The sequence below is a fragment of the Streptomyces sp. NPDC002742 genome, assembly GCF_042888885.1.
Lineage (GTDB): Bacteria > Actinomycetota > Actinomycetes > Streptomycetales > Streptomycetaceae > Streptomyces.
In genome coordinates this window covers 128,457-139,207 of sequence record NZ_JBIAQF010000026.1, presented here as the reverse complement: position 1 = coordinate 139,207, position 10,751 = coordinate 128,457, and the positions used below count along the sequence as shown (strand labels likewise).

At 70.1% G+C, this 10,751-nt stretch carries 14 protein-coding genes; 5 read left to right on the top strand and 9 right to left on the bottom strand.

Features of this window, described 5'->3' with window-relative positions:
- Both ACFYW8_RS35320 and ACFYW8_RS35315 read right to left on the bottom strand, forming a co-directional pair.
- The coding region (locus tag ACFYW8_RS35320) for a hypothetical protein (protein WP_389087930.1) at positions 1–208 on the bottom strand (208 nt) is incomplete at its 3' end.
- Positions 209–337: 129 nt separating this feature from the next.
- Complete coding sequence (locus tag ACFYW8_RS35315) at positions 338–979, bottom strand: DNA-3-methyladenine glycosylase (RefSeq protein ID WP_389087925.1); 642 nt, start codon at positions 977–979, stop codon at positions 338–340.
- Between the two features lie 249 nt (positions 980–1,228).
- On the opposite strand from ACFYW8_RS35315, the gene ACFYW8_RS35310 reads away from it, so the two are divergent.
- From ACFYW8_RS35310 to ACFYW8_RS35300, 3 genes are all read left to right on the top strand, one after another.
- The gene (locus ACFYW8_RS35310) at positions 1,229–2,014 is read left to right on the top strand and encodes a sporulation protein (RefSeq protein ID WP_365877506.1); all 786 of its coding nucleotides are present in this window, start codon (positions 1,229–1,231) and stop codon (positions 2,012–2,014) included.
- An 88-nt stretch (positions 2,015–2,102) separates the two neighbouring features.
- Entirely contained in the window at positions 2,103–2,642 is a 540-nt protein-coding gene (locus tag ACFYW8_RS35305) for a YbhB/YbcL family Raf kinase inhibitor-like protein (RefSeq protein WP_389087917.1), read from the top strand.
- 144 nt (positions 2,643–2,786) lie between these two features.
- On the top strand, positions 2,787–3,293 hold the full coding sequence (locus ACFYW8_RS35300; protein WP_365877511.1) for an HNH endonuclease: 507 nt from the start codon (positions 2,787–2,789) through the stop codon (positions 3,291–3,293).
- An 83-nt stretch (positions 3,294–3,376) separates the two neighbouring features.
- Here the strand turns inward: ACFYW8_RS35300 and ACFYW8_RS35295 are convergent, their stop codons facing one another.
- The 3 genes from ACFYW8_RS35295 to ACFYW8_RS35285 form a co-directional block, all read right to left on the bottom strand.
- The gene (locus ACFYW8_RS35295; RefSeq protein ID WP_365877513.1) at positions 3,377–4,342 is read right to left on the bottom strand and encodes an SPFH domain-containing protein; all 966 of its coding nucleotides are present in this window, start codon (positions 4,340–4,342) and stop codon (positions 3,377–3,379) included.
- 130 nt (positions 4,343–4,472) lie between these two features.
- Entirely contained in the window at positions 4,473–4,907 is a 435-nt protein-coding gene (locus ACFYW8_RS35290; protein WP_365877515.1) for an NfeD family protein, read from the bottom strand.
- Positions 4,908–5,002: 95 nt separating this feature from the next.
- A complete protein-coding gene (locus ACFYW8_RS35285; protein WP_365877517.1) occupies positions 5,003–5,794 on the bottom strand; it encodes an ABC transporter ATP-binding protein in 792 nt (263 codons plus the stop codon).
- A gap of 121 nt (positions 5,795–5,915) precedes the next feature.
- On the opposite strand from ACFYW8_RS35285, the gene ACFYW8_RS35280 reads away from it, so the two are divergent.
- Positions 5,916–6,704 carry a hypothetical protein gene (locus tag ACFYW8_RS35280; protein ID WP_389087900.1) on the top strand — a complete coding sequence of 263 codons (789 nt, stop codon included), beginning with the start codon at positions 5,916–5,918 and terminating at the stop codon, positions 6,702–6,704.
- 461 nt (positions 6,705–7,165) lie between these two features.
- Here ACFYW8_RS35280 and ACFYW8_RS35275 read toward each other — a convergent pair whose 3' ends face one another.
- The 4 genes from ACFYW8_RS35275 to ACFYW8_RS35260 form a co-directional block, all read right to left on the bottom strand.
- Positions 7,166–7,405, bottom strand: a complete 240-nt coding sequence (locus ACFYW8_RS35275; protein WP_389087896.1) for a chaplin family protein — start codon at positions 7,403–7,405, stop codon at positions 7,166–7,168.
- 197 nt (positions 7,406–7,602) lie between these two features.
- Complete coding sequence (locus ACFYW8_RS35270; RefSeq protein WP_389087892.1) at positions 7,603–7,848, bottom strand: chaplin; 246 nt, start codon at positions 7,846–7,848, stop codon at positions 7,603–7,605.
- Positions 7,849–8,068: 220 nt separating this feature from the next.
- Positions 8,069–8,710, bottom strand: coding sequence for a response regulator transcription factor (locus ACFYW8_RS35265; protein WP_365877524.1), 642 nt, complete (start codon positions 8,708–8,710; stop codon positions 8,069–8,071).
- Positions 8,703–9,869, bottom strand: a complete 1,167-nt coding sequence (locus tag ACFYW8_RS35260) for a GAF domain-containing sensor histidine kinase (RefSeq protein WP_389087886.1) — start codon at positions 9,867–9,869, stop codon at positions 8,703–8,705. Before ACFYW8_RS35260 ends, ACFYW8_RS35265 begins: the two co-directional genes overlap by 8 nt.
- A gap of 184 nt (positions 9,870–10,053) precedes the next feature.
- Here ACFYW8_RS35260 and ACFYW8_RS35255 point away from each other — a divergent pair, with 184 nt between their 5' ends.
- On the top strand, positions 10,054–10,749 hold the full coding sequence (locus ACFYW8_RS35255) for an SDR family NAD(P)-dependent oxidoreductase (protein WP_389087881.1): 696 nt from the start codon (positions 10,054–10,056) through the stop codon (positions 10,747–10,749).
- Positions 10,750–10,751 lie beyond the last annotated feature (2 nt).

Genomic DNA, 10,751 nt, shown 5'->3' with positions numbered 1-10,751 from the left:
TTCCTCGGTGCTTTCCAGGTTCCCGCTTCCGCGTTTCCCTTTCCGGCGAGTCCGACTCTATCAGAACCTTTCGGACCTGACTCCCAGTCAGCGGGCTTGTCTTCCGGCCTTTCAGCGCTTTCGCGTTTGGCGGCCTTTCGACATTCACTACGTTAGCCGATTCCCTCAGCGACTCATAATCGAGTTCCGCGAGTTCGAATTCAGGCATGCAGGCACGCCGAATAAGCCCCCGCTGGAGGGAAGTCGTAGGTAGTGGGTTGGCCGCTCTCGGCTGCTGGCTGAACGCCGTAACCGGTTCAAGCGGCTCGGGCTACATTACGGATCCCCCAGGGGCGCGTCAAGTTGAGCGGCGGCGGGGCGCATGCGCGCGATAAGGGCTCACCGTCGGGTCGTCAGCGACCCAAAAGCGCCAGGGGTGAACGCCTCCGTCGCCGGAGACTCCGGTGCGTGGACCGTTGCGCACCAGGTCGGAGCGGACGGGGCTACCACTGAGCAGGGTCAGGGGAGAGCCCTCGGGGCCGCAGGCGTCCGCTCCGTCGAGTGACCGGTCCACCCCCAGTGCCGTCGCGAGGCGTGCCGGCCCTTTGGCCAGTTCCTTGTCGTATCGGGCCGAGAGTCGACGTTTACGGGCGAGGTCCGCGCCCTCGACGACTTCGCCGGCCCGGAGCAGGACTCCACTGGGTCTGCCCTCCGGACCGCACACCAGGTTCATGCAGTGCCACATGCCGTAGGTGAAGTAGACGTACACATGACCGGGCGGGCCGAACATCACGCCGTTACGGGCCGTGCGGCCGCGGTAGGCGTGCGAGCCGGGGTCGTTCGGACCGTCGTAGGCCTCGACCTCGGTGAGGCGCAGTTCGATCGGACCGTCCGGGGTGACGCGGACGAGGAGGCGTCCCAGCAGGTCGGGGGCGACGTCCAGTACAGGGCGGTCGAAGAAGTCCCGTGTCAGGGGCGTACGGTCAGGGGCCGCGATCATGGCGTACGAGCGTAGTCCCTCCCGTAGTCCCTCGGTCCTGACCGCCGAGGCGGAGTCCGGACGGGCTCGGAGTGACTCGCAGTGTTCGGAACAGTCCGGACGGGTGCTTGTCGGCGGGGTGGTCAGAGGCCTTCTCCCTTGTAAGGGTGAGGGCGCGGAACCGGTCGGGGCCGGATCGCGTTTGTAGGGATCAAGGGATCCATACAGGCAGAGGACGAAACAGGCGTTGCCTGGGGAGGAAGTGACGACATGGGGTTCAAGCGGCTGCTTGCGAGCTTGGGGGCCGGTGGGGCTTCGGTCGAGACGGTGCTGACCGAGGCCAACACCGTTCCGGGCGGCGTCGTCCAGGGCGAGGTGCGGATCCAGGGTGGCTCGGTCGACCAGTCGATCGAGGGTCTGTCGGTCGGCCTGCAGGCCAAGGTCGAGGTCGAGGGCCACGACGACCAGGAGTACAAGCAGGACATCGAGTTCACCAAGCTGCGGCTCGGCGGGGCCTTCCAGCTGCAGGCTGGTGCCGTGCACACGGTCCCGTTCGGGCTGGAGATTCCGTGGGAGACGCCGATCACCATGATCGACGGACAGAGCCTGCGCGGGATGCACATCGGTGTGACCACCGAGCTGGAGATCGCCCGCGCCATCGACTCGGGTGACCTCGACCCGATCAACGTGCACCCGATGCCGGCGCAGCAGGCGATTCTCGACGCCTTCATCCAGCTGGGCTTCCGCTTCAAGAACGCGGACATGGAGCGCGGCCACATCCGGAACACGCGTCAGCGGCTGCCGTTCTACCAGGAGATCGAGTTCTACCCGCCCTCGCAGTACCGCGGGCTGAACCAGGTCGAGCTGAGTTTCGTCTCGGACGACCGCGCGATGGACGTCATCCTGGAGATGGACAAGAAGCCGGGCCTCTTCAGCGAGGGCAGCGACTCGTTCCGCTCCTTCGAGGTGGGTCTGCACGACTTCCAGGGCACGGACTGGGCCGGATACCTGAACCACTGGCTGTCGGAGGTCGGCAGCAAGCGCAGCTGGTTCTAGGACCGGGCACCGTCGCCGTCCTCCGTCGTGATCGGCAGGACAGGTCATACGCTCGGAGCAGAGATTCCGCCGTTCAGGAGGTACTGACGTGACCGAGCTCAAGAGGCCGCCGCTTCCCCACGACTTCCATCCGCCGGTACCGGTGTTCGCGGTCGCCAGCGAGGATTTCGAGGCGGGTGCGGTGCTGAAGGACGCGCAGGTCTACGCGGCAGGGAACACCTCGCCGCAGCTGAGCTGGGAGTACTTCCCGCCGGAGACCAAGAGCTTCGCCGTGACGTGCTTCGATCCGGACGCCCCGACGGGGAGCGGGTTCTGGCACTGGGTGGTGTTCGACATCCCCGCCTCGGTGACGGAGCTGCCGACGGGCGCGGGCAGCGGCAAGTTCGAGGGTCTGCCCGACGGCGCGGTCCAGGTGCGCAACGACTACGGCTCCAGGGACTTCGGTGGCGCCGCGCCGCCGGCCGGGGATCCCGCGCACCGGTACGTCTTCACGGTGTACGCCGTGGATCAGGAGAAGCTCGGTCCCGACGCGGAGGTGTCGCCCGCCGTGGTGGGCTTCAATCTGCGGTTCCACACGCTGGCGCGCGCCCAGTTGATCGGTGAGTACGCCGCTCCCGCCGCAGACTGACGTTCACCGAACGTTTGCCCGCCTCTGGTCATGGAAGTGATCAGGGGCGGGCATTTTTTATTGCGTTGTCCATCTCGGCGTGCCCGGCCAGAGTTGATCCCAGCCCGCCGCAGGTGGGCCGGTGCGCAGGAGGAGGTGGGCTGGATGCGGGACACGCTGGTACTGAACGCGAGCTTTGAGCCGCTGTCGACGGTGACGTTGAACCGAGCCGTCGTTCTGGTGCTGCAGGACAAGGCCGTCGTCGAGCAGGCCCACCCCGAACTGCGCATGCGCGGAGCGGCGTTGGACATACCCGTGCCCCGGGTGATCCGGCTCTGCCGCTACGTCCGGGTGCCGTTCCGAAGACAAGCGCCGTGGTCGAGGCGGGGTGTGCTGGTACGCGACCGGCACAGGTGCGCCTACTGCGGCCGCCGGGCCACGACCGTGGACCACGTGGTCCCGCGTGCCCAGGGCGGTCAGGACTCGTGGCTGAATACGGTGGCGTCCTGCGCCGAGGACAATCAGCGCAAGGCGGACCGTACGCCGGAGCAGGCCCAGATGCCGTTGCTGCGGCAGCCGTTCGAGCCGACACCCGCGGACGCCATGCTGCTGACGCTCGGCCGGGACGACTTCGACGCGCTGCCGGAGTGGCTGGCTCAGCCGGCCGCGTAGCCCGTACGACGGCTGTACGACGATGGGGCCACCTCCCGCGGGAGGTGGCCCCATCGTCGTACAGCGTCAGTCCGTGTACGGCATCAGTCCGTGATGGACGGCTTCTCACGGCGTTCGTGGCCGCCGCCGGAGTCCGAGGAGGATCCCCGGTTGCCCGAGCCCGAACCCCCGCCCAGGTTGCCGAAGTTGCCCATGGCGCCGCTGAGGCCCTTGAGGGCGTCGCCGATCTCGCTGGGCACGATCCAGAGCTTGTTGGCGTCGCCCTCGGCGATCTTCGGGAGCATCTGGAGGTACTGGTAGGAGAGGAGCTTCTGGTCCGGGTCTCCGGCGTGGATGGCCTCGAAAACCGTGCGGACGGCCTGGGCCTCACCCTCGGCACGCAGGGCCGCGGCCTTGGCCTCACCCTCGGCGCGCAGGATCGCGGACTGCTTCTCGCCCTCGGCGGTGAGGATCTGCGACTGCCGGATGCCTTCCGCGGTGAGGATCGCGGCGCGCTTGTCGCGGTCGGCGCGCATCTGCTTCTCCATCGAGTCCTGGATGGAGGTGGGCGGTTCGATCGCCTTCAGCTCGACGCGGTTGACGCGGATGCCCCACTTGCCGGTGGCCTCGTCGAGGACGCCGCGCAGGGCCGCGTTGATCTCCTCACGGGAGGTCAGGGTCCGCTCCAGGTCCATGCCGCCGATGATGTTGCGGAGCGTGGTGACGGTGAGCTGCTCGATCGCCTGGATGTAGCTGGCGACCTCGTACGTCGCGGCTCGCGCGTCGGTGACCTGGTAGTAGATGACGGTGTCGATGTTGACGACCAGGTTGTCCTGGGTGATCACCGGTTGCGGAGGGAACGGGACGACCTGTTCACGCAGGTCGATGCGGTTGCGGATCGAGTCTATGAACGGGACGACGATGTTCAGTCCGGCGTTCAGTGTCCGCGTGTAGCGGCCGAAGCGCTCGACGATGGCGGCGCTGGCCTGTGGGATGACCTGGATGGTCTTGATCAGGGCGATGAAGACCAACACCACCAGAATGATCAGGACGATGATGATCGGTTCCATCGATGCTCCCCGTACCCTTCTCCACTCGGTAATTCCGAAAGATCTCATGGGTGTTGAAGATCTTGCTGGACGAGTGTGACAGAACGTCGCCTGCCACGTGGGGCGTTCGGTTCACTTGCGTTGTGCGAGGTCACATGACGATCGCCGTGGCTCCGTCGATGTCCACGACATCCACTTCCTGGCCCACCTCGTAGGCCTGTCCGGCGTCGAGGGCGCGCGCCGACCAGATCTCTCCGCCGAGCTTGATGCGGCCGCCACCCGAACTGTCCACGCGCTCCAGGACGATGGCCTGCTTGCCCTTCAACGCTTCTATGCCGGTGGCGAGTTGGGGGCGCTGGGCGCTGTGCCGGGCGGCGATGGGGCGCACGACGGCGATGAGCGCGACCGACACGGCCACGAAGACGAGCACTTGGAGGACGACGCCGCCGCCGAGGCCCGCCGCGACCGCCGCGGCGACCGCGCCCACGGAGAGCATGCCGAACTCCGGCATGGCGGTCACCACGAGCGGGATACCGAGTCCGGCCGCCCCGACCAGCCACCACACCCATGCGTTGATGTCGTTCACGTCGTCATGGTAGGACCGCGGTCCCCCGGCGGACAGAGCGCGTGATCAAGTCGGGTACGCCGGGTGACGGGTGCGCGTCCGCCCGCCGGGACGGTTCAGGCCATCGGAAGGCCTTGCGCGGTCCAGCGTTCGCCGACCTGTTCGACGACGAGCGGGAGGCCGAAGCAGAGGGAGAGGTTGCGCGAGGTGAGTTCCAGTTCCAGCGGGCCGGCGGCGAGCACCTTGCCCTGACGGATCATCAGGACGTGGGTGAAGCCGGGGGCGATCTCCTCGACGTGGTGCGTGACCATGATCATGGAGGGGGCGATCGGGTCGCGGGCGAGCCGGCCGAGGCGGCGCACGAGGTCCTCGCGGCCGCCGAGGTCGAGGCCGGCGGCGGGCTCGTCGAGGAGCAGCAGCTCGGGGTCGGTCATCAGCGCGCGGGCGATCAGGGTGCGCTTGCGCTCGCCCTCGGAGAGCGTGCCGAACCTGCGCTCCAGGTAGTCGCTCATGCCGAGGCGGTCGAGGAAGGCGCGGGCGCGCCGCTCGTCGATGTCCTCGTAGTCCTCGTGCCACCCGGCGGTCATGCCGTACGCGGCGGTGAGGACCGTCTGCAGGACGGTCTGGCGCTTGGGGAGCTTCTCGGCCATCGCGATACCGGCGATGCCGATGCGCGGGCGCAGCTCGAAGACGTCGACCTGGCCGAGGGTCTCACCGAGGATCGTGGCGGTGCCCGCGCTGGGGAAGAGGTAGCTGGAGGCGACGTTCAGGAGGGTCGTCTTCCCGGCGCCGTTGGGGCCGAGGATGACCCAGCGCTCCCCCTCCTTGACCGACCAGGAGACCTGGTCCACCAGAGCCCGGCCCTCGCGGACCACGGATACGTCCACCAGCTCCAGTACATCGCTCATGAGCGCGTTGTCTCCCATTGCAGTCTCGGCCGTCGCTTACGTCTGTGGACGAAGCCCCCAGGGAAAACCTACGCCACCGGTCGGCCGCACCGATCCATCGGCCGGTCCTTAGGGTGGGGGCATGCTCTCGGAACCACGCTCAGGACAACTGGCGGCATGGGGAAATGCCCTATTGGCCGGACTTGTTTCACCGGACGACGCCGTGCTCGCCATCGTCGGGGACGACGCCGTGCACCGGGTCGAGGGGCTGCCCGGCGAGTCGGGGCCCGTCGGGCTCACGCTCGGCCTCGGCCGGCTGCGCACGCTCGGGGTGGCCGGGCTGCGGGTCGCGCTGCCCGCGCCGGGGCATCCGCTCGGACTCAGCGGACCGCCCGCGTTCAACGCGCGCGCCCTCGACGCCGAGGAGGCCGTGGTCTGTCACGGCGCGGCGCTGGGACTCGTGCCCGAGGTGTCCGAGGCGGGGCCGGCCGGTGATGTGCATGTCGAGGTCGTCTGGCGCTGCCTCCCCGTACGCGAGGCGCCGCCCGCCGATGTGCCCTCGCTCGGTGAGGCCGAGCGGGAGCTGGCGGAGGCGCTCCGCGACGCGACGGAGGTGCTGTCACGGCTGGACGTGGCGGGGTCTGGGCCGGTCGCGGCGGCGGCGATCGAGGCGTACCGGGCGCGGGCCGAGCGGGGGCGGGAGGTACTGGCCCCCGGGTACCCGCCTCGCGCGGTACGCGTCCTGGAACTGGCGCAACGGGTCGGGACGCTGATTTCCGTGGCGTACGAGAGCGGGCACGGCGGCGCGGTGAGCGCCTCGGAGATCGCCGCTCGGGCCGAGGCCCTGCGGCCGGTGGAGCGGACGGCCCGGCGGGCGCAGGTGGCCGCGTACAACGCCTTCGTGGAGGGACGCGAGCGCGGGGTGCGCTGAGCGCCGCTCGGCGCGGAACCCGGGTGCCTTGAGTGTCCGGGGTCGTCCAGGCGCACAGGCACTTGGAGTGCCCCGCGTACGTGCACGCGCACGAGCCTGGGGTGCCCTGCTCGCTCGGGGTCTGCGCGGATCGGCGGTTCCCCGGACGCACGAGCACCGGGGCTGCCCGGCCCGCTCGCCACGCCGGGGCCTGCATGGATCTCGGTGCGGGGTGTGGCGGACTCCGTGCGACCTCGGTTTCCGGTCGCCTCGGTTCTTGGGAGGCCTCGGCTCTTGGGGGCTCAGACGCCCTGCCCCCGTTTGTGTGCCGGGCGGGCTCCGTCCGCCGGCGGCGGAAGGGTCGGGCGGCTCGCGTGGTGCTTGCCGGCGGACCGCGTGCGCCCGGGGCCCCGGGTCGGTGGTTCATGGGAAGGGCCCCGCGAAACGTTTCCGTTCGCGGGGCCCTTGTGGCCGGTGGTCGCTCAGCCGTTGACGCCCGCGTTGCCGAAGGCCGGGTTCAGCGCGCCGATGACGTTCACGCTGTTCCCGACCACGTTCACGGGGATGTGGACCGGGACCTGGGCGACGTTGCCCGAGCCGACGCCCGGCGACTTCACGGCAGCGCCCTCGGCGCCCGCGTCGGCGACAGCCGCACCGGCACAGGCGCCCGCGGCGATTCCGGCGACGGTGACGGCCAGGGCGGCCTTCTTGGCGATGTTCATGGGAAGCGTTCCTCCTGCGTTCACGGATCCGACCCTGCCGCGGGTCGTACGCTGAGCAACGCCGGGGAGTCCGGGACGACACGGGACGGCCGTACCGAATGCCCCGTCCGGTTCAGTCAGCCGATGAGCCGACAAGCCGACCGGCCCCCAGGGACTCCCTGGAAGGCCGGTGGTCGTGGTGGTTCCGGTGGGGAACCTCAGCGGTTGAGGCCCAGGTTGCCGAAGGCCGGGTTCAGTGCGCCGACGACGTTCACGCTGTCGCCGACCACGTTCACCGGGACGTCGACGGGGGCCTGGACGAGGTTGCCGGAGACGATGCCCGGGGAGCCCACGGCGTTGCCGCCCGCCGACGCGCCGTCCGTCGCCGAGGCCATGCCCGCACCGGCGGCGACCAGGCCGCCCGCCACCATCGCGACGGCCGTGAACTTCTTCAGGTTCTTCACTTGCGAAACCCCTCCTCGCGAACACCGCGGCAGACCACCGCGGCGCACTGGAGAACGGCCGGGCCTCACGGAGGATGCGCCATCCGGGTGACATACACACGACGGTATGAATCTCATCCCGGAGCGGAACCCTCCGAGTTGGGACGCGATGGCACCGTCCCGCCCGCGTGCCGAGGGAGTGCGCCGGGGCACGGTTCCTCTGGTCAGCGGCCCCTGACGATCAGTCCGCGATCCCGTGGCGTACGGCCCAGAGCGCGGCCTGGGTGCGGTCGGCGAGGTCGAGTTTCATCAGGATGTTCGAAACGTGCGTCTTCACCGTCTTCTCGGAGAGGACGAGGGCGCGGGCGATCTCGCGGTTGGAGCGGCCGTCCGCGATCAGGCCGAGCACCTCGCGCTCCCGCTCGGTGAGTGAACCACTTCTCCCCTGGCCTGAGTTGACCTCCTCCTGGGACAACAGGGCGCTCGCGACCTCGGCTTGGAGGACGACGTGCCCCGCGTGGACCGAGCGGATGGCTCCGGCCAGCGCGTCGGGGTCCACGTCCTTGTAGACGTAGCCGGCGGCGCCCGCGCGCAGGGCCGGCACCACCGTGCGCTGCTCGGTGAAGCTGGTGACGATCAGCACGCGCGCGGGGTTGGCGAGTTCGCGGAGCTTGCGCAGCGCGTCGACACCGTCCATCCCCGGCATCTTGACGTCCATCAGGACGACGTCCGGCTTCAACTCCTCGGCGCGGTCGACGCCTTCGGCCCCGTCGGACGCCTCTCCGACGACCTCGATGTCGTCCTGCACTTCGAGGAAGGTGCGCAGTCCCCGGCGGACGACCTGGTGGTCGTCGACGAGCAGCACCTTGATTGCGTCAGCCACCAGGGACCTCCATTTCGATCACGGTGCCCTTTCCGGGCGCCGATTCCACGGTGAGTGTGCCGCCGACCCCGCTGGCCCGGTCCCGCATCGACACCAGGCCGAGATGGCGGCCGGCTCTGCGTATCGCGGTGGGGTCGAAGCCGCTGCCGTCGTCGGTGACGTGCAGGACGGCGCCGGGGCCGTGCCTGTCCAGGGTGACGTCGACACGGGTGGCGCCGGAGTGCCGCAACGCGTTGTGCAGGGCCTCCTGGGAGACCCTCAGCATGGCCTCCTCCTGGGAGGCGGGCAGCGCTCGTACACCGTGGCTGGCGAAGGTCACGCGCGCGGAGTGGGCGCGGTCGAGGACCTGGATCTGGGTGCGCAGGGTGGCCACCAGGCCGTCCTCGTCGAGGGCGGCGGGGCGCAGTTCGATGACGGCGGCGCGCAGTTCCTCGGTCGCCTCGGCGGCGAGCGCGGCCACGTGCTGCAGTTCGCCCTTGGCGCGGGAGGGGTCGCGGTCGACGAGGGCGGCGGCGGCCTGCGCGGTCAGGCGCAGGGAGAACAGCTTCTGGCTGACGGCGTCGTGCAGTTCGTGCGCGAGCCGGGAGCGCTCCTCGGCGATCGTGAGCTCGCGGCTGCGTTCGTAGAGCCGGGCGTTGGTCAGGGCGATCGCCGCGTGCTGGGCGAGGATCGTGAGGAGTTCCTCGTCGTCCTCGGTGAAGCCGCAGCGGCCGTCCGGCTCGGGGCACGGTGGTCCCCCCGCGGGGCGCAGCTTGTTCGCGAGGAAGAGCGCGCCGATGATCTCGTCGCCGTCGCGGATGGGCAGGCCCAGGAAGTCGGACATGTCGGGGTGGGCCTCGGGCCAGCCCTCGAAGCGGGGGTCCTTGCGGACGTCGGCGAGGCGCTCGGGTCGGGCCTCGCGCAGCATCGCGGCGAGGATGCCGTGCTGGCGCGGGAGCGGTCCGATGGCTTTCCACTGCGCGTCGCTGACCCCGTCGACGACGAACTGGGCGAAGCCGCCGTGGTCGTCGGGCACGCCGAGCGCCGCGTACTGCGCGTCGAGCAGCTCGCGGGCCGAGGCGACGATCGTCTTGAGGACGTCGCGCACTTCGAGGTGCCTGCTCATGGCCAGCAGCGCGGAGCTCACCGCGTACAGGCCCGACCGGGGTCCGTGACTCATGACCCCAAACTACCGGCGCGGTGTGACAGCGCGTATCGGACGTGTGCGGGCGCCCGCCGGGCCATTGGGCCTAGGACGAAGGGCCCCTGATCATTGCGGCCCGCGCACGAGGCGGCCGGGCGGCCCCGGTTCCTACGGTGAGGGCACCCGCCGGGAAGGCGGTCGGAGCGAGGGGACGGATGTCATGCCGGTAGCGATCATCACGGGGGCCTCGAAGGGGCTGGGGAAGGCGCTCGGCGCGGCTCTGGCGGAACGCGGCTGGGATCTGGTGCTCGACGCCAGGACGGCCGGGGTGCTGGAGGAGACCGCGGGAGCGCTGTCCGCGTACGGAACGCGGGTGGAGGCCCTGCCCGGGGACGTGACGGACGCCGGTCACCGCGCCGCGCTGGTGGCGGCGGCGGGGAAGCTGGGCGGTGTCGACCTGCTCGTGAACAACGCGAGCGCGCTGGGCGCCGAGCCGCTGGTGCGTCTGGAGGAGCTGGGCCTGGACGGGCTGCGGCAGGCTCTGGAAGTCAATGTGGTGGCCGCCTTGGGTCTGATCCAGGAGGCGCTGCCGCTGCTGAGGGCGGCCGGGGCGGGCGCGGTCGTCGCCGTCAGCTCGGACGCGGCGGCGGAGGCGTACGAGACGTGGGGCGGTTACGGAGCCTCGAAGGCCGCTCTCGACCATCTCTCGGCGGTCCTCGGGGAGGAGGAGCCCGGCCTGCGGGTGTGGGCGGTGGACCCCGGGGACATGGGCACGGACCTCTATGCGGCGGCCGTACCGGACGACGACGGTCCGCGGCCGGCGCCGGACAGTGTGGTTCCGGCCTTTCTGCGCCTGCTCGACGAGCGGCCCGCCAGTGGGCGCTACACGGCTCCGGCCCTGCTGGAGGAGCGGTGACG

Bases quoted from the DNA above. Each gene is read 5' to 3' on its own strand.
- ACFYW8_RS35285 (WP_365877517.1), bottom strand. From the start codon at position 5,794: ATGAGCGATGTACTGGAGCTGGTGGACGTATCCGTGGTCCGCGAGGGC.
- ACFYW8_RS35255 (WP_389087881.1), top strand. From the start codon at position 10,054: ATGCCGGTAGCGATCATCACGGGGGCCTCGAAGGGGCTGGGGAAGGCG.
- ACFYW8_RS35275 (WP_389087896.1), bottom strand. From the start codon at position 7,405: ATGAACATCGCCAAGAAGGCCGCCCTGGCCGTCACCGTCGCCGGAATC.
- ACFYW8_RS35295 (WP_365877513.1), bottom strand. From the start codon at position 4,342: ATGGAACCGATCATCATCGTCCTGATCATTCTGGTGGTGTTGGTCTTC.
- ACFYW8_RS35300 (WP_365877511.1), top strand. From the start codon at position 2,787: ATGCGGGACACGCTGGTACTGAACGCGAGCTTTGAGCCGCTGTCGACG.
- ACFYW8_RS35310 (WP_365877506.1), top strand. From the start codon at position 1,229: ATGGGGTTCAAGCGGCTGCTTGCGAGCTTGGGGGCCGGTGGGGCTTCG.
- ACFYW8_RS35315 (WP_389087925.1), bottom strand. From the start codon at position 979: ATGATCGCGGCCCCTGACCGTACGCCCCTGACACGGGACTTCTTCGAC.
- ACFYW8_RS35260 (WP_389087886.1), bottom strand. From the start codon at position 9,869: ATGAGTCACGGACCCCGGTCGGGCCTGTACGCGGTGAGCTCCGCGCTG.
- ACFYW8_RS35280 (WP_389087900.1), top strand. From the start codon at position 5,916: ATGCTCTCGGAACCACGCTCAGGACAACTGGCGGCATGGGGAAATGCC.